A 23,323-nucleotide genomic window follows, 5' to 3' on the forward strand; every position below is an offset into this window, starting at 1 on the left:
TAGAAAACCTTTCCCTAAATCAATTCTATTTTGGAGATTTCCAATCGGAAGGTTTCAGGTTTTTTGTTGCCGATCAGAAAGGCAAGTTCGCTGATTTGATCAGAATTGAAATTTGGAATCGCCAATTTCCTCCCTCGGAAAGCAGGATACATAGCTGAAAGTGGAATCACAATTTCTTGCCAATTGCCAGTTGTCTGGAATTCTGAAATGTAAGAATGTCTATCGTATGGGCTTGATTTGATTCTAAACTGATAACTTTTACCATCTCCTTTCAAGGTGATTTTTACTTTGGAATTAGTTCCCACCTTTGCATCAATGGAGTGGCGCATTGAGGAAAATCCCCCATTGTTTTCTAAGGATACCTTGCCTTGGAAGATGCCATTACCTTGCTCATTTATGTAAAAACTACCATCAGATCTTCCTCCCATCACCACATCGTCCACCACTTGCCAGTCTGATTTTGAGGAGTTTTGATTGAAATTATAAAGCATAATAGCAGTAATTAGTATGGGGAATAAGAGTAGTTCTTTCACTCTAATAAAAGCCGGATTTATATATTTTGTTCAACATCCAACGACCCACTGTAGGAGATTACTATTGCGCACGTCTACTGCATTATTAAGATCTTCGATGTAAGCTAAAGGCTTCAAAGGTTAATACTGCCTACTGCTCCCTGCTTACTGCCCACTGCAATCTGATCAGTCCACTTCAAAGATCAACTTCATAGTGATTGAAGCAGTTTTATTTTTATCAGCGGTATTGAAAGTACCTCCCCAAGAGTAATCTTCACCGGAATTTTGACCTGTGATCTGGAAGATTCCCATATTCGCTGAAATCAAATCTCCTAGACTTCCTTTGGAATTTTCGGCTATTCGCTCAGCTCGGATGGTAGCATCTTCTGTAGCTTTTGCAATCATTTCCAATTTGAGAGATTCAAGTTCGGTATAATAATAGCGAGGATTTTGAGAATAAAAGGTAATTCCCTGATTGAGAAGTTCTGTGATTTCCCTCGAGATTTTCTCGACTTTTTCAACCTCTTTGGATTCGATTTTCAGTGATTGATTAAGTTGATATCCGGTGAAAGTCTGTCCAAGATACCTTCCGTCATTGGAATAGTTTTGCTGATATTGGGGATTGGTGGAAACAGCATTGAAGATCAATTGATCCTCAGGGATTCCTTTAGATTTTAGATAAGCCATTACCGCATTTTTATCCGACTCCAAGTCTGCATATGCTATTTTAAGATCTCTGCTTTCTCGGCTAAAATTTCCTTCCCATACGATCAGATCGGATGTGAAATTGCTTTCGCCCAATCCAGTCACATTGATTGTACCCTGAGGGCGATTTCGATTGATGACTGCATTTCCTAAAATAAAAGATGCAATAACGATCGCTAGTGCAAAGAGGATGGCTGAAAGGCTTTGTTTCATAATAAGCTGGATTGGATAATTGAAAATAAGAATTCAATTTATCTTGAACAAAAAACCCGCCGAAAAGCGGGTTTTAAGAAGTCTTAACCAATACTTATTCAGAGTACGCGTTGCTTAAATTCTTGAGATTTTGGATTATCCAGATCAATCAGGTAGCCATTGACAACTGCATACTTCAATTTATCTTCTTTTGTTAGAAAGAAATTAGGAGTAGCGCCTGTCATCCAGCCGGATGGGTATTCCTTGATAGTATTCAAAATAAGAATAGGAAGTCCATGCAAATCGTTTTTCGTGGCATTTTTTACTTTTACAGCTAAGTACCCTTCTTTCAGTAAGTCGATAGCCTTTTCCCCATTAAGGGCATCTAAGTTCTCAAATTCTGTTTCATACACTTTGCCTTCAGTATATTTCAAGCCGGTAGCATCAAGGGTTTCTATTCCAAAGTATACTTGCATATCGCCCAAGTCCTCCACGGATGAAGTCATGTAATAGCTCTCGCCAGCAGTGACATCTCGCCTTCTAATAGCAAGATCAACTGGGTATAGCTTTTCTCCTACAGGAACCAAAACCTCATTTAAGATCAAATCCATCAGTTGAAGATCATTATCCCCAATTGCAAAATATTGCTCGGTAGAGTATTGCTCATAGCCTTTAGTAGCAATCTGATGAAGTGCATTAAGAATAATCATGAAATTCAATTTTCGGATGTACTGCTTTTCAGGATCGTTGGTGTATCCTCCAGACTCGATCAGAATGGTACTCGTTCCCCATTTTTGAATATTGTCTCCAAATGCTCTCGGCTCAAATTCGTCATCGTATTTGCCTACTTGTCCAGGGATGACCTGTTGTAGTACTTCATTCATTCCTGCTATCGTCTGCATGGCTTTTTTTCGAACGTCATTGATTTCCGTTGCTTCGTTATAGGCAGGAGCCAAAACAGAAATAGTGGCTTGTTTTGGAGTGTTGTGAACATTGTAATAGATCTGCTGATCATGAAGATTAAATCCAAACTCAGGTTCGAATTTATCTCTGGTATTTTTTAGAATTTGAGCCTCCGGAGAAATCTGTGAGATCGCATCTCGATTGAGGTCTATATCCAGTGCATTTCTTCGTTTGAAAGCTTCTGCACCATCCGGGTTGATCATTGGAATGAATTTGATTTGAAGTTGATTCTTCAAAAGAGCTCGTAAATCATCATATTCATCTCCATTTGCTTTCAGGAAATTGAACAAATCAAATAGAGACATGGTGGCCGTGCTTTCGTTGCCATGCATTTGGGACCAAAGCATCACTTTGGTTGGACCATTTCCCCAGTCCAAAGAGGAAATGCTTCTACCTTCAATCGATTCGCCAAGCTTTTCTATTTGAAAGACATCAGCATGTTTTTGGATCAAAGGCTGTAGATCGGCATGCTTGAATCTCCTATTCGTGATAGCCGTTTCGAGATATTGTTCTTGCGCTTCACTCAAGGATTTAATTGATAGGGGCTCAAAGTCTTCTCGGATTGCTGTTTTGCACCCGGAAATTTGAAGTAAAAACAGCAAAAAAATGCTAAATAGAGTTCTGTTAGTAGATTTCATAAATCTTTATTATTTCAATCAATTATTTGTAAATCTAGGCAACTTAGAATAAAAAACCCCTTAATTTTGATCAAAAATCAGTATTTATGGCTATCAAGTTATCTTATTTTGTAAAAGATCTTCCGCTGAAACACACCTTCACTATTGCCCATCAAAGTCGTGATGTGCAGGATACCTTGATCGTGAAACTAGAAGATGCAAGTTTTTACGGCTTGGGAGAATCTACGACCAACCCTTTTTATGGGATGACGATAGCAAATATGATTGAATGTCTGGAAGAAATCAGGCCAATTGTGGAGAAAGGAAATTGGAATACTCCAGAAAGGCTATGGGAACTTGGAAAAGAGGTTTTTAAAAATAATCCATTTGCACAGTGTGCTTTAGATATGGCAGCTTGGGATCTTTTTGCGAAGCAAAAGGGAAAGAAACTTTATGAGCTTCTTGAGCTGGATCCGGCAAATATTCCTTTGACTAATTTCACCATAGGTATAGATACCATTGAAAAAATGGTGTTAAAAATGAAGGAAGTGGACTGGCCCATTTACAAAATCAAACTTGGTACTGAAAATGATCTGGAAATAATAAGGGAACTTCGGAAGCATACCGATGCGGTTTTTAGAATTGATGCTAACTGTGCTTGGACTGCAGATCAAGCAATCGCATATTCCGCAGAACTCAGTAAGCTTGGAGTAGAATTTATGGAGCAGCCGCTTGGAAAAGATGATCTGGAGGGAATGCGGAGAGTCTACGCAGAAAGTAAGCTTCCGGTCATGGCAGATGAAAGTTGTATTGTTGAATCAGATGTCAAAAAATGTCATGGGCTTTTCCACGCTGTCAATGTAAAATTGGTCAAAGCGGGTGGAATTACTCCGGGACTTCGGATGATCAAAGAAGCAAAATCGCTTGGTATGAAAACGATGGTAGGTTGTATGACAGAATCTTCTGTTGGTATTACAGCGATTGCCCATATTGCCGCACTTCTGGATTATGTCGATATGGATGGTGCTATGCTACTATCGCATGACCCTGCAAAAGGAGTGACAATAACTCCTGAAAAAGTAACCTTCCCCGAGGGAAATGGAATTGGAGCCGAACTGATCGAAGAACCTATCGAATCGAATTGAAAACATTAAAGGGCGGTTTTGAAACCGCCCTTTCTTATTACTCTTCACTTACAATTAATTTGAACCCTTCACCGTGAACGGTGATAATCTGGACTTTTGGATCGTCTTTCAGCAGCTTTCTGATTTTACTCAAATAGACATCCATACTCCGAGCATTGAAATAGCTGTCGTCTCCCCATATCTGCTTGAGTGCGTGACTTCTGTTTACAAGTTTATTGATCTCTGCTGCTAGAATCCTGATGAGCTCATTTTCCTTTGAAGTCAATTTGTGCTTGCCTTTCGGACCTTCGAGCATTTGTTCATCGTAGTGGAGGACAAAATCTCCAAAACTGTAAACTTTAAGTGGAGAAATATCATCACTTTTTTTAGTCCGCTTCAAAATCGCATTCAACCTGAGAAGTAATTCCTCCATACTGAATGGTTTGGTGATGTAGTCATCTGCTCCGATTTTCAACCCTTCGATGATATCATCTTTTTGATTTTTGGCAGACAAGAATAGAATAGGAAGGTTTTCCTGCACTTTTTTAATTTCTTTGGCAAGGGTAAATCCGTCTTTCTTTGGCATCATAATATCCAATAGACAAAGATCGAATTTATCTTTTTTAAACTTGTTCCAGCCTTCTTCTCCATCTCTACAAAGGGTGGGTTCATATCCTTTCATTTCAAGATATTCCTTCAGGATATCTCCTAAGTTTGGGTCGTCTTCTACGACCAATAGTTTGGCTTTACTCATTGTTTTTTAGGTAAGTGAATGGTAAATGTGCTTCCTTTTCCGAGCTCACTGGAGACAGAAATAGTGCCTCTATGAGCTTCTAACATTGTTTTGACATAGGATAATCCCAGCCCAAAACCTTTAACATCGTGAATGTTGCCCGTGGGTACACGATAGAATTTATCAAAAATTTTCCGTTGAGAATCCTTACTCATTCCGATTCCTCGGTCCTGAATTTTGATGATAAATTCATCCGTCGAATCTTCTGCCAAAATATCAATAACAGGATTTTCTGGAGAATATTTATTGGCGTTATCCAAAAGATTATTGAATATATGACTTAGATGAAATGCATCGCCTTCAATGATCGGATTACTGAGCTGATTGTCAAAGGTTATTTTTCCGCCTCGTTTTTCAATTAATAGTCCAAAATGATCCACCGTTGATTCCAGTATCTCCGATAGATTTAAGGTTTCGATTTTCAGTTTGAAATCTTTTTTATCCAACGCAGCTGCCTGTAGAACGTTTTCTACCTGAGCTACAAGCCTCTTGTTTTCATCCTTAATGATACCCAAATACCTTGAACGGAACTTGTCCTGAGACGAGAGTTCGGGATCTTGAAGTGCCTCTACAGCTAGACTCACAGTAGCAAGAGGTGTTTTGAACTCGTGGGTCATGTTATTAATAAAATCATTTTTCGTATCAGAAAGAGCTTTCTGACGAATAATAACTTTGATTGCATAAATGAAACAAAAGATAATCACTGCGATAAAAACCAAGGAACTGGAGAGAGGTAACCAAACTTGCCGGATAACATACCGTCCCTTTTCTGGGAAATAGATATAGAGGTAGTTGTTTTTGCCAACTATGTCATTTGGAAAAAGCTTTGCCTGAATCCCTTGCTGAACCAAGGTGAATTGCTGATCTACAGGCCCAATTGGCAGAAATAACCCATCGTCTTTCAATAAACCAATCTCAAAACTTTCTAAGATTCCTTTTTCCAATAAATGACCTCTGATTATTTTTCTCACCTCAGTGGTGTCCAAACGATCGAGAATTGCCTTTTGCCCAGCCATTATTTCATCAAATGTTTGATTTGCAATATCAATTTTGAGATTTGCTTTTCGGATTTTGTCAAAAGCATCTTCAGAAATATCGATTTCTGCTATCACCTGAGGGAAACTTGCGCGCTTGGAATTTAGAAGTTCGTTTTGACTTTTTTCCAATTCAGATAGGTACTTGTATTGACGTTCTTTCTCCTGCAAAAGAATCTGCATTTCATCGGGAGTGAAAAGTTTGGAAGCTTGCTCAGGTGTCATGTAAGCAAAAAACCGCTCTAATTCTTCAAGAATATTGATGTTTACACCTTGTGATTCCAGAATTCTCCGAAAAGTAGGGCTGACTTCCGGGGCAGTGCCTTTGAAAATAGTATCAATCAATGAGGGACGCCCTCTATTTACCGGTCTCCGGCTGATTTGATATTCGATAGGTTCGATTTTTTGAAAGACTGATTCCTGAAATACAGAATCTTGCATGATGGTACTCAGAATTGTATTTCTCGTCTGTGCTTTTTCCAAATCCTCGACAGTACTGGTAAGAGCCTGTAGTACATTTTGATCAAATCGTTCACGATTGATACTAATCGCATTGGTCACCCAATAGTATTGAAACCCAATCAGCCCAAAGCTGGAAAGGGACATGAGTACTATGATTAAGATGATATTACGCTTAGACATCAAACAAATTTAATTTTATATAAAGGCAGCTACAGATGCTTAACAATATTTAACTGCCATTCTTAGAGTATTTTCTTAGTATGGATTGACTTCTGGGAATGAATATTCTTATTTACGTCAGGTTTCTTAATTACATTTTAAAATTCTAAAAAAGGGGGGTAATGCCTCCTTTTTTTTGGTTTTGAGTATCTTTGCACGCAAATTTCAAACCATGTCAACTCCTCAAGAACCTACTGAAATTCAAGGTGTCTCTCTTCAATCAATTGCAGACCAGTTCGGAACCCCCGTATATGTATATGATGGGAATAAGATTACAAGACAAATTCAAGCTTTGCAGGATGCTTTTTCAGGAGTTGCGCTGAAGATTAAATATGCCACTAAAGCCCTTTCGAATATATCTATTTTAAAGGTTGTCAAGTCTGCCGGAGCAGGAGTAGATGCAGTTTCAATTGAAGAAGTACGCTTAGGTTTGTTGGCAGGATTTCTTCCTGCTGAGATCATGTATACGCCTAACTGTGTGAGTTTTGAAGAAGTTCAGGAAGCAGTGGATTTAGGGGTGACGATCAATCTGGACAACCTCCCTATTTTGGCCCAATTTGGCCAAACATATGGGAATTCAGTCCCGGTTTGCATCAGAATCAATCCTCATATTATGGCAGGTGGAAACGCCAAAATCTCTGTAGGACATATCCATAGTAAGTTTGGAATATCCATCCATCAGCTTGATGAAATTTTGAATATTGTCTCCCAATATGGAATGCTGATCACTGGTTTGCATGTCCATACAGGTTCAGATATTCTGGATGCAGAAGTTTTTCTCCGTGGTGGCAACGTACTTTTTGAGGCCGCGATGAAATTCCCTGATTTAAAATTTCTAGACTTCGGAGGGGGCTTCAAAGTAGGGTATAAGCCAGATGATATAGCAACAGACGTATTCCAAGTAGGTAGGAAAGTCACAGAAGCTTTTCAGGAATTTTGCAAAAAGTATGGAAGAGATTTAGAGCTTTGGTTGGAGCCGGGAAAGTTTCTGGTAAGTGAGGCTGGCTACTTTATAGTAAAAACCAATGTAGTAAAGCAGACTCCTCAGCTTACGTTTATTGGAGTAGATTCAGGCTTGAATCACTTAATTCGTCCAATGCTATACGATGCTTACCATGGGGTTTATAATTTAAGTAATCCTGAAGGTAAGCTAAAGCCTTATAATGTAGTGGGATATATATGTGAGACAGACACCTTGGCTGCTGATCGACTTATTAGTGAAGTGAAAACTGGGGATTTGATTGTCATCAAAAATGCAGGGGCATACGGGTTTAGCATGGCCTCGAATTACAATTCAAGACTAAGGCCTGCAGAGGTTTTGGTTTGGAAAGGAAAAGCTCACTTGATTAGAAAAAAAGAAGAATTTAGAGATTTGATAAATAATCAGATCGTTTTGGAGCTTTAATTATATTAAATCCTTCCCAATCATTCCTTTGGTATTATTATTGATTCTTAATTATCCTGTTACCGACTGAAGATTTTTTTCAAACGGGACAGGATTAAAACGAATTTGATCGTCTCTGATCATAAGCCCTAGTAGTTTCTTAGTCCACATTATTAGATTTAATTTCCTGATTGCTAGCTCTAAATGAGTAATTTTGCGTTCGGGGAAGGAGCGATACCTTATGTTGAGGAAGTTATTAGGCGTTTTCATTTTTTTGATTGTACTATCAGGTGCAATACAAGATTCCTACGCTCAAGATGTCCAATATTCCCAATTTTACGCTGCTCCTCTCTATCTTAATCCAGCACTTACTGGTGCAAGTGAGCTAACGAGAATCGGTGTCAACTATCGAAATCAATGGCCTGGACTGGATCAGAATTTTAATTCTTATTCAGCTTATATTGACCATTATCTATTTGACTATAATAGTGGGATAGGCTTGATCTTTAATGGAAGCCAGGAGAGTATGGCAAATCTTTCTACAAACGAAATCGGGCTTTCATACGCCTATAGATTAAAGTTAGGAGAAGATCTTTATTTCAGGATTGGGGGAATGGCCAGCTACATGCAGCGAGATGCTTTCTTCAATGATCTAGTCTTTGGGACTCAGATTGATATTATTAATGGTACGGTAGGTGGAATTACAGATGAATTGAATGGAATCCCAATAGATAGTAGGTATAGCTTTTTCGATTACAGCTTTGGAGGAATGTTTTATTCCAATAAAATTTGGTTGGGAGCCTCAGCACACCATATTTCAGAGCCAAATGTTTCATTTGTGGACGGACAAATTTCTAAACTCCCAATGAAATTATCAGCTCAAGGCGGAATCCGGTTTGATCTTCAGGGCGGGAGAAGAAATTACTTCACACATGCTTTTGCCGAGCGATCAGTGTCATTTGCATTTAATTACAAGCAGCAGGATCCTTTTAACCAGTTAGACGTAGGAGTTCAACTTTTTGTGGAGCCACTGGTTCTCGGGGTTTGGTATAGGGGATTGCCTACCAAAAATGGTTTACCCAATAATGAAGCAATTATTGGATTAGTGGGAGTATCATTAGAAAATGGATTGGATATTGGCTACTCCTATGACGTAACTGTATCTAAGCTTGGACTTCGTAATTCAGGTGGGGCACATGAGGTGTCGCTCACTTATTCCTTCCTTTGGGGAGATCCAAAAAGTAGAAATCAAAGATCCAGAACAATTCCTTGTTTTAAATACTAAAGTTTTTGGAAATTTTATAAAATTTCAGTCAACAATGTTCCAACCCTTTTTTATTTGATCATCTCAAAAAAAACTTGCGATTACCTTATTTTTTAGATTTAATAATGACGTGATTATTCATTGTCCTAAATATTGATTTCATAAACAATCCGAATTCGAAAGGGCTTTAGAGATAAAATCTTTTTTATGACAAAAACGCTACGATTGATTCTGGGTGATCAACTTAATCTTTCCCACTCTTGGTTTGATAAAACAGATTCGAAGTTCACTTATCTAATGCTTGAGATGCGTCAGGAAACAGATTACGTGACTCATCATATTCAAAAAGCGGTAGCTTTTTTCTTGTCCATGCGAAATTTTGCCGATCAACTCAGGGATGCTGGTCATGAAGTATTGTACTTCAAATTAGATCAGGAAGACAATGAGCAAGATTTGAGTAAGATGATTTCCAAACTTGTAAAGGAGGGTAATTTTAAAAGTTTTGAATATCAACTTCCGGACGAATACCGTCTGGATCAACAGCTCAAAACTATTTCAAACTCATTGGATATTCCTGCTAGAGCGGTTGGAACAGAACATTTCCTGACTGAAAGAGAATTCTTGGCTGATTTTTTTAAAGGGAAAAAGACCTATTTGATGGAGACTTTCTACCGACAGATGCGAAAGGATTATGATATCTTGATGGAGGGAAAAGAACCGATAGATGGTAAGTGGAATTTTGACGCAGAAAACCGTTCAGCACTGAAAGACAAACGTCTTTTGCGCAAGCCAAAACTCCATCCTAAAGCGGTGAATGAATTGGTGGAGATGGTCCATAGAGCAGGGGTAAAAACCATTGGGGAAATTGATACAGGAGCATTCAACTGGCCAACTAGCAGAGTCGAATGCCTGGAAATTTTGGATTATTTCTGCGAGAATCTCTTGATCCATTTTGGAGACTATCAAGATGCCCTGACTACTTGGGATCCATTTCTTTTCCATTCCAGGCTCAGCTTTGCTATGAACTCCAAAATGCTCTCTCCCTTGGAAGTCGTGAAAAGAGTGGAGGAATCTTGGAAAGCGAATCAATCTCAAATCAGCATTTCCCAAGTGGAGGGATTTATTCGTCAGATTATCGGATGGCGGGAATACATGAGAGGAATCTACTGGGCAAAAATGCCGCACTTTGCTGAGCTAAATTTCTTTGGCCATGATCGGAAATTACCGGATTGGTTTTGGACCGGAAAGACCAAAATGAAATGCCTAAGTCATACCATTACTCAGTCTTTGGAACAAGCCTATGCACATCATATTCAGCGATTGATGGTGACGGGTAATTTTATGCTACTCGCCGGAATCCATCCCGATGAAGTGGATCAATGGTATCTCGGAATCTACATCGATGCGATCGAATGGGTAGAAATCACCAACACCCGCGGGATGAGCCAATTTGCAGATGGGGGAATAGTCGGAACCAAGCCCTATGTCTCTTCGGCCAATTACATCAAAAAGCAAGGAAATTATTGTGGACACTGCGCCTATGATCCTAACAAAAAAACAGGCGATGGAGCCTGTCCTTTCAATAGTTTGTATTGGCATTTTTATGATCGTAATCGTGATAAACTCGAAAAAAATCCAAGAATTGGAATGGCTTACCGCACCTTGGATAAGATGAAGGATAAAGCAGAAATATTGAAGCAGGCTGATGATTACCTTCAAAAACTAGCCGAACTCTGATTTTGCTCCGCTAGTTTTTAAAGGTTTTTAGTAATTCTTTAACTCTTCTAATTGCTGCATGGATTGATCAATTTCTTTTATTCCAGCGATGAAAAAGAGTTTTTTTACAATTTTGTGATTTGAATTTTCAGGTTTGAAATTCATAAATATCCAGATTGCCGCGAAAGTAAATATCCCTGTGATTAGAACCTGAATAATGATTCCAACCGCGTTGGCCTGTGAAGGAAACCAAGAACTATCCAAATGAAGTGTACTGTAAAACGGAAGTTGAAACCCGATATACCTTACACTTCGAATCAGCGAAAATCGAAGCTCAATCAACTTCTTTTGAATATCAGCAACGGCTCCTGAGAAATCAATCTGATAACTCAGAACTAAATGCCGGACATAATCTGCGAAGATTTTCAAATTGATCAGGAAAATCATTCCGATTGAGATCAAAAAGTAATTTCCAGACAGGCTGCTTACCTGCAATCCTATGCCTAGAATAGCTCCAAGAATGATCAAATAGGGTAGTCCGAAGATTATCCCGGTAATTTTTTCAGATTTAAATCCAAGAAGTGCTTTTTTCGATTTCTGACTGATTTGTTCTTTTAGAATCTTGGAGTTTATCGCCATGACTTTTTCAATCTTGCTTTCTTGGGTTTTCCAGAGTGCTAAAATTTCTTGATCGTTCATTTTATAGTTGGTTTTGTTTTAAGAATTCGTTTTTGATGGTCTTCTTCAATCGGCTGAGTTTAGTTGCCACATTTGTTTCTGTGATACCCATGATTTCCGATATTTCTGCGTAGGTTTTTTCTTCTAAATATAGAAGTATCAATGCGCGGTCAAGTGATTTCATTGTCCCAATTATTTGATAAAGTAATTTTAAGGATTGATCAGATTCCTGATCCTCTTCCGGGATTTTGAGGATCATTTGTTCATCATATCCTCGATGAATTTCTTTCCGTTTGGATTCCATTCTGAGGTTTGATATAGCCACATTTAAAGCTATTCGATAAAGCCAAGTAGAAAATTTGAAATCTGGATTGAACCTAGGGAAAGCCTTCCAGACCTGAATTGAAATTTCCTGAATCAAATCCTTTACTTCCTCTTCCCCGCTGGCATAGGTCCGCGCAACCTTAAATAGGATTCCCTTATTTTCTTCAAGGAGCTTTACAAACTGTTCAGAAATAACTGTGGGTGAGGGACTCATTTGAATATCTTTTCCCAATGATTCGCAGGCAAGCTTAAAAAATCACAGCATTATTCAAATTATTTCAAAAAAGGCAGGAAAGCCGATTTTGATTAACCGAAAAAGATCTCATATAAATACCTTCCCGGAGTCAAGGTAAATCCTCCTGCGATAATAATTCCACTTACATAGAGAATTATCATTTTACGTTGATGCTCCTTGATTTTGCCCTTCTTTATTGCAAAAAAAGCAGTTGGGACTGTCCAGAGCACTATGATGCTTAACAAATGGAGGTAGCCAAAGTGATTTAAAAATTGAGGACCTACGCCTGCGGGGATTATCAAAGCAATCAATGCTGTTAACATCATGAGAATCATGTAAATCCCCCCAAGTTTACGATGGATTGGTCCTCCCTTTCGAGCAGCAAGTAAGTAACCTCCTAAAAAAATACATGGGACTACAGTAAGTAGATGAAAATACATTAAGGATTCGTAGCTCATAGTTTTTATTTTCTTGAAACTAATAAATCTATGTTTTAATTCAAGTGAAATGCTACCGATACAAGCACAAATAAATTAGAAGAACTTGGGCTTGAGTCTTTCAAAAATTGCTCGTTTGGACTGATTAGATATCTGGACTCTATTCTGAAAATTAAATTTTCACCAATATTTCGATCTAAATTCAAGCTAAAACCGCTGGTTTGTAGACCTTCCATATTTTGATTGAGCGCAATGACTTCTTGAGGGTCACTGTAAAACTCTCCTCGAAAGGAGGTTTTCAAATTTGGATTGAAGTCATAGGTTACAATCATGGCTCCACCAGCCCAAAAATTCAAAGTTGTAGAATTTTTATTTTTCTGCTCCCATCCTATATCTATCCCGGCAATTATTTTCCAATCTCCAGTAGGGTCCCAAATCGCATAATGATTACTGAAATAGCGCATTCTCCGATTTGCGTCATTGTAATTATTCCCAATAAAAGTGCTCCAGTTTAAAGTCAACTCTTCAGACTTTTTAAAATTCATCTGAGTGCCAAAGGATGGCATGGAATTTCCCTCAATCCCTTGGATTACTTGCCAGCCATTTGTCACCCAAATTGAAAAATACCATTGATGATTCGCCTGCCAGCCAAGCTTCCCTCCGGTCAGAAAATAGGGACTGTTCTCGGCAATGATAGACCTGGAAAGGGTGTTATTTTCTGAAGAAATAGCACTTTCAAATCCTATATGGGAAGGCATTAATCCAGCATCTAGCCACAGACTTTTCCTTTTATTCAGGGCAAAACCAATATTGGCTTGATTAAACCAGCGAAGAATTTTTGGTTCTGCGCTATAATTATCTTGTGCGTACGTTCCTTGTTGGATTCCCAAGTTGCTCCTGAAGCGACCTATTTCAAAATTCCCCGTGATTAAGGCTAGATTGATTGCAAATTGATCGGAACGAGTATGATTGAATAGAAAGGGGAGACGTTTTTTCTCGGTTGGGTTATTAAAATCATAGCCGTAATACCCATCCAAAAAGGCAGAATAGTTGAAATTTGATTTTGGCTCTGGCTTATCTTGCGCAAACGTCGAAAACAATATGCAGGAGCTAAGAAATGAAAGTAACAAGATCCGCGGAAAGGATATTTTAAAAAAGACCATCATTCAAATTACCAAAATGCTTCTTCCAAGTAAAGCAATGACCTAAAGTAATTCGTAAGATTGCCGGATAAATTTTTTCAAAGTGGGGGTTAGTTCTTCCAATGTGGAGATACGGATCCGATTTTCAAACTTTTTTGACGCCTGGGTGGACTTGAAGAATGGCGGACAAAGTTGCTGCTCCTTTGAATAAAATTTCAAATCCAGAAATTTGCTCATAGGTCTAATGATCAAAAAAGTCTGTTTGTGAACAAACATGATTGCATTTTTGGTATTACTTACAATCACCCCATCCCAATCATAGACCTCTGCTAAGATTTTATCAAAGACAAACTCCAATTCTTTTGGCTTACCATCAAAAAGCGTGTTTAAATCCGCTTTGATGCACATGTGCCATTGGTTTTCGCGTTTTAGATCACGCTCGCAAATTGGGCAGGTCCACATAAAATTTGAAAGGATTCAGTTTTTAAGCTGAATCCTTTTATAATAGATAGAGTTTTATTTCAAAGGAATGTCTAAGGTGCCACTGCACCAACCGGCCATTAGATCTCCATCGTATTGACCTAGGTAGTAAAGAATTTGCCATTCTTTCTCAGTATCAATTTGATAAGGGCCGAAAAACTCCTGATCAGCCATTGGAACTGGTATCATACTCGAATTCCCTCGTATGCTATGGCGATACAGTTGGCGAAGTGGAATTCTACTCAACAATCTGTTTGCTAATACGGTAGGTCCTGTGGCTTGGGTGAAGAAGTTTACCGCATACAATCTGGATCGATAGGCCTCTGCCAAAGCAGGTTTATTTACAGCTTCAGCTTCTACAATTTTACCTTTTAGCCAATTCATACGATTTTCGAAATAGGTATTTAAATCATCAGAAGTCAAGCCGATTTGGGCTAAACCTTTATCCGAAAGAGCAAATCTTTGATATGGTAATCTCCTATCTACTTTCTCATTTGGGAAAACTTGATAAAGTTGCTTGTCTGGAAATTCGAAATCTAAGGGATCAAATCGACTTAGTATGGTCTTTGCGTCATCAGGAGTGGAAATGGTAAATAGAAAAGGATTCACTGTAAATCGATCAGGGTCACCGTCAGAAGTGATTTGATTTCTCCCTTCGAAAATAGGTCCTTTATAAGGACCATTTGAAGCAGGCCGATTGGCAAAGCGGCAAAGTGCTCCTTTCATTTTCTGGTTCAAATCAGGGACTATTTCGCCATCTACTTCGACTTTGTTGACTAGGATTCCAATTCCCCGTGAATTATAAACGGTACAATCAGGAGATGCTTCTCGGATATTTTTGATATCAAATTGAGGATTTGATGCAAGTGGATCCAGAAAGGCAGGGTCCTTCTTTTTATATGCAGCTTCGATATCCTTTGCCTGAGACCAGATTGATGGGTCAAGTAGGGTTTCTCCGGCTACTGAATAAGTGAATCCTGAAATACCACGCTGCTCATTGGAAGGATCAGGGTCTGTCGCTAGTCTGCACTGAAAATATCCGTCAAAAGAAATGCTTAATGTTGACATAAAAAGTATTAATTAAAGTTAGTAGAATAGTTTTGAAAGTCTTTTGAAGAGATTGGGGCAACCATTTCGCCTTTCCAATAGGCTTTAAAATTTTTTCCAATTCGTTCAAAATTTTCGGCTAAGTAGGCAAATGCAATTGGGAAATCACGCGCATCTTCCTGTAAATAGAATGCCATATGGTAGCCTCTTTGCTCACAAAGTCCTTTTATTTTAAGTGCGCTTTGTTGCATGGATTCAAAGTGCTCTAAATATTTATCGACATCATCGTATGGAAGAATGGCGTCATCGATGGCACAAGTATCAAACTGGGAAATATCAAATAGAAAATCAGGCCCAGCACATCGATCCGGAACTTTACCCTTATCAGGCACAAAACTCTCATCGGCGGGGAGTCGGCAAATCATTTCTCCGAGAGGCCGAATGACATTCGTCATGAAAGGGTAAAAAGCAGTTTGGAAATATGCATTAACCACTGGAGGTCTTATTCCAGTGGTTTGGTCGATTTCATAATGTCCGAAAAATCCACTTAGCATTTTGATCATAGTATTATAAGCCTCATTGAAAAGCTTCATCGCCTCGATAGCTACCACATTCGTCACCTGATAGGTAGCGTTAGAAGGCATATTTGGCATTGAATTAATCAAATGTCTATCCTTCAAAGTGGCACAAGTCGGATTCCAAACTACAGGAAGTGCTGGTTCAAAAGGCAATTGGGAATCTTTCTTTTCTTGATTCATTGCATCAATCACCGTTTGAAACACCCAAAAATGACTTCCTAAGGCTGGAGGAATCCCCCAGACACCTTCACCTTCTTCAATGATTTGCTCGATTGCCTCTTCTACATAAGCTTCAAATTGACCAAGTACCAAAGGGTTTAAGGAAATATTAAACCCATAATGTTCATCAACAATTCGCTCCATGTTTTGGCCTTCAAATACTTTGTATTTTAACCCGATTAATAGAAAAGCACGAATAAATGTATATAGTTGCTCTATACTGTCGAAATGAGTTCCCGCGGTCAGAGGATCATGGATCTTTGCGATTGTATTTTGATCTAATGACTTAGATAAGAATTGCTTCAGAAAATCCATCGCCTCTTGATGGGTCTCTGGGTGGTTAAATTGGTCTGGATCTTTGTGGGGAATAGTGAATAGATCTTTCAATCCTTCAGGAATTCCATCTGCCAAAAGTGGATCCATTACGGGCAGATGATCAGGCTTTTCCCAATAGCGAAAAATTTCTAAGGCCACAGGGCTAAATGGCATTAAATTCACAGGTTTACCTAGCGGAAAAGCAATTGCGGGTACAGGAAAGTTTGGCCGGTACATGTATGGGTCTTTTCCCAGAATGGCTAACAAGTTCATGTCATAACACAAGTGGGTCATTTCCTCCCGAGAGACCATCAGGATATTCGCCTCCCATCTTCGGATTTTTTCCACCTGTGCCAGTCGGATTTCATTTATTTGCTGCTGTACTGGATCAGTAGCACCTGGATGATAATCTGAAAATTCCTCTGGGTATTTCTTTAGACTAAAACTTGTAAATAAGTATTGCATCGCAAGAAGGTGCTCCGTTGTACTTGCCTGTTTGAGTAATGAAAAGATTAATTCGATAAACTCTTCTTTTTCTGTACCAGTAATAGATTGAAGCATTTGATGCAATTCTGCATCTGGTTGAATTTTTTGAAGATTTTTTTGTGACATGTTTGAGAAAAAATTGGTTATGTAAAAAACTAAACTTGAGAATATCAATACATTAAATATAAGAGTTAGTTTGGACTAGCTCCTATTTTTGGTATATTTCATTTATTCTTTATATCATTAAAAACTTTTTCTAAACATGCCAAACATTAAAAATGGAGTGAACCTAGATAATATCGAGGCACTCACAGGAGCAATCAAAAATGATCCTAAAGTAGCACTTGTCCAGTTTAAAGCTAAGTCCGAATGGAAAGGAGGAACCAAAGCATCAGTTACTGTTTCAGAGCTTTTTTCAAATGGAAATAATATTCGTAGTGAAGCGAGTAAATTTCACTTGATGGTAGATGAGCCGGCAGTCTTAGGTGGATCAGATGAGCATCCTAATCCTGTTGAATACTTAGCATCGGCACTTTGCGGCTGCCTTACGGCTGGAATTGCCACTAATGCTGCCCTATTCGGGACTGAGTTAGAGAAAATTAACGTAGAGGTTTCTGTGAATTTTGATATTCATGGAGTATTGGGCATGGATCGTACAAAGCCAAATGGCCCTCTGGATTTGCATTATAAAGTAACCTTAAAAGGAAAAAATGGAGCAACCCCAGAGCAGCTTCTTAAATCTAAAGAGACTTTAGACAAAAAGTCTCCAATTAAAAATACAATAGAGCTACCACTACGAGTAACTACAGAAGTTGTAATCGAAGAGTAAAAATGACTACCGGTTCTTCATTTGGCGTAGGATTTTCGGAGTCCTCGGATTCAAAAAAGGCCGGAATTCAGGCTTCTAAGGAAGCATTAGCTAAAGCTGAACTTTCTTCTGAGGAAGTTCAGCTTTGTTTTTTGTTTTGTACTTCAAGACATGATCCTCTTGCTTTCTTTGAAGGAGTGAAATCGTGTCTCGGTCCCCAAACACAGTTTTTTGGAGGATTTGCCAACGGCACCTGTACAAACGAGGAAGAAGGATATGATGGGTATCAGACTGTAATTGGCCTTTTGGGCAGATCAGAAATCAAGTTTGATCTCCTGATCGAAGAAGGAATCGGATTTCATGAATATGAAACTGGCAAAGCCTTAGGTGCAAAAATAGCATCTAAAGAATATGATACTGTTCCTCAGGTTGTATTGCTTTTTGATGCTGTCAATCGCCTGGAGGGCCGATTTAGGATGAATTACGGCACACCATTCATTCATGGGATGAATGAAAGCTTTGCCAGCTGGCCAAATGTGATTGGGGCGCGAATGCTTGGAGATATGAAATTCAAGCCTACCCGTCAGTGGTGCGGAACTGAAATGAGTCAAAATGCGGCAATGGCACTAATCCTTCATGGGAATATTCGAATAGATACCCAAATCATGCATGGATGTCAGCCGGCAAGCGCATATCATACGGTGACGGCAACCAAAGGAGCTAGTATTCTTGAGTTGAATCACAAGCCTGCCTTGGATGTGGTAGGAAGTATTTTGGGGGATGATTTATTAGCAAATCCCCAAGAACTGAAATTCTTTGTCACCTTGGGTAAAAATATGGGGGATAAATGGGAATCTTATAATCCAGGGAATTACATCAATCGGATGTGTGTCGGAGTTGATCCAGAGTCGAAAGGGTTATTTATGGCCGAGATGGATATTGAAGAAGGCACTGAAGTCCAACTGATGCGCCGCAGCTTCGAGATGGAGTATGTATCAAAGCGGACTAAAAAGCTGATTGACAAAATCAAAGCTGAAAATAGAAAGATCATTTTTGGTATGTACATCAATTGCTCGGGTCGTGCAGCGGCCTATTCAAACCATACCGATGAGGACGTTCGATACGTTCAAGAAGCAATAAATGGTGAATTTCCCTTGCTTGGAATCTATGAAGCGGGGGAACTTGCAGTGATAAAAAATGAGTTGCAGGTATTAGATTGGACTGGCTTATTTTGCCTTTTCAGTGAAGAAATGGTTTAATTCCAATGAGCGAAGAATCAAAAGATATTTTATTAGCTGAATTACAGCGTCAGGTTGACTATTACCGTCAACTCTCTGACGAAGTGGCGGGGCAAAATATCAGGAGTGATTCACAGATTTCACTCTTAAAGCGAAAACTCCTTCAAAAGGAAAATGGCTTTACCATCTTGTCTGCCTTGCATGATGCCTTTGGCCATCAGATATATGAAGAAAATTTTTTCACTAATACCCTAGAATTGATCAATACTACCCTCAAAATGGATAAAACGGTCGTTCTTTGGGAATTGAGTAGCCATTCAAGAGGTTTCAGCCCAAAGTTTCATATGGGATATGAGCGTGAAGAAGTGGATTTAATTCACAACAGACAGGTAGATTTTTTGATCGAAGAAAGCCCGATAACAAGACCATTTCTTGCCAACAAAAATACTCGCACCAATGCATTAATCGATCAGCTCCGTGAAAGGCTAATCTTACCTTTTTTTATAGCTGTTCCGATTCGAATGAGAAATAAAATTATTGCGTGGATGGTGACAGGGAGAGAAAAAGAAGCCTGGCCTTTTTACCCACCTTTGGATGAAGGTGACTTGGATACCATTGTTTCTATCTCCGGATTTTTGGAAGCAGGACTTTCCAATTCCAGCTTGTACGCCAGTTTGGAGCAGGCAAACAAGGAATTAGAAGCTTACAATCATGAATTGGAACAGCGAGTTGCAGAACGTACGAAAGATCTCCGAACAAAAAATCTGGAGTTGTTTGAAGAAAAGAAAAGATCAGAAGATCTTCTTTTAAATATTTTACCTAAAGAAACTGCCGACGAGCTGAAAAAGAATGGTTTTGCTAAAGCAAAACTACAGACTGAGGCAACGGTGATGTTTACAGATTTTGTGAATTTCACGAAATTTTCTTCTCAGATATCCTCTGAAGAATTGGTAGCCGAATTGGATCATTGTTTTCGGAATTTTGATATGATCACAACCAAATACGGTTTGGAAAAAATAAAAACTATAGGTGATGCCTACATGAGTGCCTGCGGGGTGACAGGTGAGACTGGATCAGCTTCGGATGTGATTCGGGCAGGAATCGAGATGCGAGATTTTATTGAGGAATATGGGAAAGAAAAACCCGAAGCTATCCGGGAATATTTTAAAATCCGAGTAGGAATAAATACCGGACCAGTAGTCGCAGGGGTAGTGGGGTTGAAAAAGTTTTCATTTGATATCTGGGGTGATACAGTGAATACTGCAGATAGGATCCAATCAGGGTCTATTGCAGGAAAGGTCAATGTGTCCCATACCACCTATTTGGCCTGTAAGGAGGATTTTGTATTTGAAAGCCGGGGGAAAATATCCGCTAAAAACAAGGGCGATATTTTAATGTATTTTGTTGAAAATAAATAAGACAAAAATCCAGTTGAATTGCTTTTAAAATGCTCTTTTGCAGGTTTTTCGAGTAATGGAATTTATTTGGAGGGCACCTCTTTTCCAAGAGAAACTCGAGTTTTTGGAAGACTATCAGGATAATTTTTCTGTACAAATTCAACCATCTTTTCACGGACATAGACTCGAAGGTCCCATGCTGTAGGGGAATTTCTTGCAGAGACCAAGATTCTTGATTCCACGGTAGATTCTTTTGCATCAGTAACTTGAAGCACCTTCACCTTCTTGTCCCAAAGGTCTGTTTCATCTAATATCCGATCTAGCTCCTTGCGTAACTCATCAAAGGGAATCGTGTAGTCCGTGTGAATAAAAACAGACCCGATAATGTCGGCAGAGGTTCGTGTCCAGTTTTGAAAAGGCTTTTCTAAGAAATAGGTGGATGGCAAAATCAATCGCCTTTGATCCCATATTCGTACCACAACGTAATTCAAATTAATCTCCTCAATCCAGCCCCATTCGCCTTCCACAACCACAGCATCTTCCAAACGAAAAGGCTGAGTAATTGCGATTTGAATTCCCGCAATCAAGGTGCCGATTGCCTTTTGGGCGGAAAATCCAATGATAATGCCCGCCACTCCTGCAGAAGCAAAAAGTCCAACTCCGATTTGACGAATCGATTCAAAAGAAATCAGAATCAATCCTATTCCAAGCAGTATGATCAGGAAGTTTGCGACTTTCTCAAGTACATTGATTTGAGTGTAAACTTTTCTAGCCTTGAGATTATTTTCCTGATTGATGTCGTATTGTTTAAGTAAAGAAATTTTACCGATTTTGATCAACACCAGCAAACACCAAGTGAATCCAGAGATAATAAGGACGGTGTTGACATGCGGTAGGTAGGAGAAAATACCTTCCCAGGATTTGGCAGCTTCTCCAACGTAGATTTTTGTGAACCCCAAAAAGAGCGTAATCACAAGCGGAAGAATTAATCTTTTGTAGATATTCATAGTTCTGAGTGGTATTTCTTTCAAAAAGCAAAAATCATTTCAGGAATCAAAGTTCGTCAAAGAAAGTGTTCCTGTAATTAAGCCTCTCAATGTTGTGTAGATTTTTGATTTAACCCTGATCAACTGATGAACTCAAAGCCAGCTTTTTTATTGGACAGGGTATTTATCTGGCCTTTAATTGGAGGATTAATGAGAAATTAATATTATTCATAAGGAGAACTCACAAACTGCTATTAAATTCAAGCATGAGAAAATTTAGGCTAAATCAATTCAAACTTTCATTGGCATTCATGGTACTTCTTGGTTCCTGTGCACAAGATAAGCCAGTCGAACATAATGAAGTAGCTCAATCAACGCAAGCTCCCAAAATAAGTATCTCTGAGATCGAAGAAGGTATCAAAGCTTATATCGCTGACCAAACCGAAAAAAACGGAGGGATTTTTCCAGTGAAAGATGAAAATCATGATCTGAAAATGAAGCTGGTTCGGGTTCACACAGAATATTTATCAAACCTTGGCCCCCAAAGCCATTTTGCCTGTGTGGATTTGGTTGATGAAAGTGGCGAAGTCTATGATGTGGATTTTTTTATGAAAGGAGAACCTGGAGGAATGGAGGTGACCTCAACAACGGTTCACAAGCTCAATGGAAAACCATTTTACTCCTGGAAGCAAAATAAAGAAGATAAAACCTGGTTTAGAGTACCTATGGATCAATCTAATACAAGCCTCCTTGGTGTCGTGGAAGGAAGAGACGAGTTTGAATTTTACTACACCGCACAAGTGCCTTCTTTAGAAGGGCCAGCAAAGATGTGGATTCCAATAGCGGAGTCGGATGCTTTTCAGGAGATCGAACTTATAGAGACTTCAGTCCCAAAAGGGGTAAAAAGAATAAAAGATGGTAGCTATGGAAATACACTCCTGTATTTTGAATTAGGAACTGAAAATTCAGGTGAGGAAATTAAGCTTACTTATTCCGTGAAGCGGAAGGAGAAAGGACCTTATGAAGCGCCTGAGCCTGATAAGACGCTTTACTTAGCTTCGACCAAACTGATGCCTACCGGTGGAAGATTTGAAGAGATCGCCAAAGAAGAGCTTGGAGATAAAATAAACGACTCACATCTTATCCAAGCTCGTGTTCTCTATGACTACATCATCGATAACATGCGTTACATGAAGTTTGGGGATTACGGTAGGGGAGATTCCAATTATGCCTGTGATTCAAAAACAGGTAACTGTACTGAATTTCATTCATTCTTTATTTCTTTAGCGAGATCGGTCGGGATTCCTGCACGGTTTGCGATTGGCGCTTCTATCCCTTCCGATCGAAATGAAGGTGGAATTGACGGTTACCATTGTTGGGCCGAGTTTTATGCAGATGGGAAATGGTGGCCCGTCGATATTAGTGAAGGAAATAAATACACTGCTTTAGCTACGTATTATTTTGGCCGACATCCTGCGAATCGGATTGAATTAAGCCGGGGAAGAGATTTGAAACTTACTCCCGGTCCTCAGGCTGGTCCGATAAACTTTCTTGCCTATCCCTACCTGGAAATTGACGGAAAAGAAGTAAAGGTAAACTCACGATTTTCGTTTCAAAGAAAAATTAAGACATAAAAAAAGGCCGTGAAAACGGCCTTTTTTATTCAATTCTTAATGTTCTGTACTATCAGCTGGGTGCTCGGTGCTGTCTCCTTCTGTAGGGTGCTCACCACCTGCTGGGTGTTCTCCTCCTTCAGGATGCTCACCACCTTCAGCTTGTTCTGTATCAGCTTCGTTGTTTGCTTCTTTTTTACCACCACATGAGGTAAAACTCATTGCAGAAATAAACAGCATCACAAACCCAATTGCAAAGATTGATTTTAATCGTTTCATAGTTTTTAGTTTTGGGTAATCAAAATTATATTCTAAAGTTTTTAAAATTAACGTTTTAACTTCTCAAAGTAAAGAA

22 protein-coding genes are annotated in these 23,323 nt (G+C 39.0%); 8 read left to right on the top strand and 14 right to left on the bottom strand.

The window, feature by feature from the left end; all coding sequences use genetic code 11:
* Positions 1-14 precede the first annotated feature (14 nt).
* The 3 genes from P8O16_RS16515 to P8O16_RS16525 all read right to left on the bottom strand — a co-directional run bounded on the left by P8O16_RS16515 (position 15) and on the right by P8O16_RS16525 (position 2,899).
* The gene (locus tag P8O16_RS16515) at positions 15-533 is read right to left on the bottom strand and encodes a CIA30 family protein (RefSeq protein ID WP_300316539.1); all 519 of its coding nucleotides are present in this window, start codon (positions 531-533) and stop codon (positions 15-17) included.
* Positions 534-698: 165 nt separating this feature from the next.
* Positions 699-1,430, bottom strand: coding sequence for an SIMPL domain-containing protein (locus tag P8O16_RS16520; protein WP_300316540.1), 732 nt, complete (start codon positions 1,428-1,430; stop codon positions 699-701).
* A gap of 98 nt (positions 1,431-1,528) precedes the next feature.
* Complete coding sequence (locus P8O16_RS16525) at positions 1,529-2,899, bottom strand: M14 family zinc carboxypeptidase (RefSeq protein WP_300316541.1); 1,371 nt, start codon at positions 2,897-2,899, stop codon at positions 1,529-1,531.
* A gap of 203 nt (positions 2,900-3,102) precedes the next feature.
* Here P8O16_RS16525 and P8O16_RS16530 point away from each other — a divergent pair, with 203 nt between their 5' ends.
* Positions 3,103-4,134, top strand: coding sequence for a dipeptide epimerase (locus P8O16_RS16530; RefSeq protein ID WP_300316565.1), 1,032 nt, complete (start codon positions 3,103-3,105; stop codon positions 4,132-4,134).
* 37 nt (positions 4,135-4,171) lie between these two features.
* Here P8O16_RS16530 and P8O16_RS16535 read toward each other — a convergent pair whose 3' ends face one another.
* Together P8O16_RS16535 and P8O16_RS16540 are read right to left on the bottom strand one after the other, a co-directional pair.
* Positions 4,172-4,867 (bottom strand): response regulator transcription factor, encoded by a 696-nt coding sequence (locus tag P8O16_RS16535; RefSeq protein ID WP_300316542.1) that lies wholly within the window; start codon positions 4,865-4,867, stop codon positions 4,172-4,174.
* Positions 4,864-6,582 (bottom strand): HAMP domain-containing sensor histidine kinase, encoded by a 1,719-nt coding sequence (locus P8O16_RS16540; protein WP_300316543.1) that lies wholly within the window; start codon positions 6,580-6,582, stop codon positions 4,864-4,866. Before P8O16_RS16540 ends, P8O16_RS16535 begins: the two co-directional genes overlap by 4 nt.
* A gap of 211 nt (positions 6,583-6,793) precedes the next feature.
* Here P8O16_RS16540 and lysA point away from each other — a divergent pair, with 211 nt between their 5' ends.
* From lysA to P8O16_RS16555, 3 genes are all read left to right on the top strand, one after another.
* Complete coding sequence (gene lysA, locus P8O16_RS16545) at positions 6,794-8,026, top strand: diaminopimelate decarboxylase (protein WP_300316544.1); 1,233 nt, start codon at positions 6,794-6,796, stop codon at positions 8,024-8,026.
* A 220-nt stretch (positions 8,027-8,246) separates the two neighbouring features.
* A complete protein-coding gene (locus tag P8O16_RS16550) occupies positions 8,247-9,290 on the top strand; it encodes a type IX secretion system membrane protein PorP/SprF (RefSeq protein WP_300316566.1) in 1,044 nt (347 codons plus the stop codon).
* Positions 9,291-9,476: 186 nt separating this feature from the next.
* Positions 9,477-11,006, top strand: a complete 1,530-nt coding sequence (locus P8O16_RS16555) for a cryptochrome/photolyase family protein (RefSeq protein WP_300316545.1) — start codon at positions 9,477-9,479, stop codon at positions 11,004-11,006.
* A 27-nt stretch (positions 11,007-11,033) separates the two neighbouring features.
* Here P8O16_RS16555 and P8O16_RS16560 read toward each other — a convergent pair whose 3' ends face one another.
* The 7 genes from P8O16_RS16560 to P8O16_RS16590 form a co-directional block, all read right to left on the bottom strand.
* Positions 11,034-11,684 carry a hypothetical protein gene (locus P8O16_RS16560; protein WP_300316546.1) on the bottom strand — a complete coding sequence of 217 codons (651 nt, stop codon included), beginning with the start codon at positions 11,682-11,684 and terminating at the stop codon, positions 11,034-11,036.
* 1 nt (position 11,685) lies between these two features.
* Positions 11,686-12,201: a sigma-70 family RNA polymerase sigma factor gene (locus P8O16_RS16565; protein WP_300316547.1), complete on the bottom strand. Its 516-nt coding sequence runs from the start codon at positions 12,199-12,201 to the stop codon at positions 11,686-11,688.
* Between the two features lie 92 nt (positions 12,202-12,293).
* Entirely contained in the window at positions 12,294-12,680 is a 387-nt protein-coding gene (locus P8O16_RS16570; protein ID WP_300316548.1) for a DUF2306 domain-containing protein, read from the bottom strand.
* Positions 12,681-12,715: 35 nt separating this feature from the next.
* Positions 12,716-13,759: a porin gene (locus P8O16_RS16575; RefSeq protein WP_300316549.1), complete on the bottom strand. Its 1,044-nt coding sequence runs from the start codon at positions 13,757-13,759 to the stop codon at positions 12,716-12,718.
* Between the two features lie 105 nt (positions 13,760-13,864).
* The gene (locus P8O16_RS16580; RefSeq protein ID WP_300316550.1) at positions 13,865-14,209 is read right to left on the bottom strand and encodes a DUF5655 domain-containing protein; all 345 of its coding nucleotides are present in this window, start codon (positions 14,207-14,209) and stop codon (positions 13,865-13,867) included.
* A gap of 108 nt (positions 14,210-14,317) precedes the next feature.
* The gene (locus P8O16_RS16585) at positions 14,318-15,349 is read right to left on the bottom strand and encodes a hypothetical protein (RefSeq protein ID WP_300316551.1); all 1,032 of its coding nucleotides are present in this window, start codon (positions 15,347-15,349) and stop codon (positions 14,318-14,320) included.
* A gap of 8 nt (positions 15,350-15,357) precedes the next feature.
* Positions 15,358-17,052 carry a ferritin-like domain-containing protein gene (locus tag P8O16_RS16590; RefSeq protein ID WP_300316552.1) on the bottom strand — a complete coding sequence of 565 codons (1,695 nt, stop codon included), beginning with the start codon at positions 17,050-17,052 and terminating at the stop codon, positions 15,358-15,360.
* 136 nt (positions 17,053-17,188) lie between these two features.
* Between P8O16_RS16590 and P8O16_RS16595 the strand changes: the two genes are divergently transcribed.
* The 3 genes from P8O16_RS16595 to P8O16_RS16605 are packed head-to-tail and all read left to right on the top strand — an operon-like array spanning position 17,189 to position 20,390.
* Positions 17,189-17,755 carry an OsmC family protein gene (locus P8O16_RS16595; protein WP_300316553.1) on the top strand — a complete coding sequence of 189 codons (567 nt, stop codon included), beginning with the start codon at positions 17,189-17,191 and terminating at the stop codon, positions 17,753-17,755.
* A gap of 2 nt (positions 17,756-17,757) precedes the next feature.
* On the top strand, positions 17,758-18,993 hold the full coding sequence (locus P8O16_RS16600; RefSeq protein ID WP_300316554.1) for an FIST N-terminal domain-containing protein: 1,236 nt from the start codon (positions 17,758-17,760) through the stop codon (positions 18,991-18,993).
* Between the two features lie 5 nt (positions 18,994-18,998).
* Positions 18,999-20,390, top strand: a complete 1,392-nt coding sequence (locus P8O16_RS16605) for an adenylate/guanylate cyclase domain-containing protein (protein WP_300316555.1) — start codon at positions 18,999-19,001, stop codon at positions 20,388-20,390.
* A 62-nt stretch (positions 20,391-20,452) separates the two neighbouring features.
* On the opposite strand, the gene P8O16_RS16610 is transcribed toward P8O16_RS16605, so the two are convergent.
* Positions 20,453-21,376, bottom strand: a complete 924-nt coding sequence (locus P8O16_RS16610; protein ID WP_300316556.1) for a mechanosensitive ion channel family protein — start codon at positions 21,374-21,376, stop codon at positions 20,453-20,455.
* 245 nt (positions 21,377-21,621) lie between these two features.
* Between P8O16_RS16610 and P8O16_RS16615 the strand changes: the two genes are divergently transcribed.
* A complete protein-coding gene (locus P8O16_RS16615; RefSeq protein WP_300316557.1) occupies positions 21,622-22,989 on the top strand; it encodes a transglutaminase-like domain-containing protein in 1,368 nt (455 codons plus the stop codon).
* Positions 22,990-23,025: 36 nt separating this feature from the next.
* On the opposite strand, the gene P8O16_RS16620 is transcribed toward P8O16_RS16615, so the two are convergent.
* Complete coding sequence (locus tag P8O16_RS16620) at positions 23,026-23,247, bottom strand: hypothetical protein (protein WP_300316558.1); 222 nt, start codon at positions 23,245-23,247, stop codon at positions 23,026-23,028.
* Positions 23,248-23,323: the final 76 nt, after the last annotated feature.

The organism is Algoriphagus sp., assembly GCF_029254265.1.
Classification (GTDB): domain Bacteria; phylum Bacteroidota; class Bacteroidia; order Cytophagales; family Cyclobacteriaceae; genus Algoriphagus.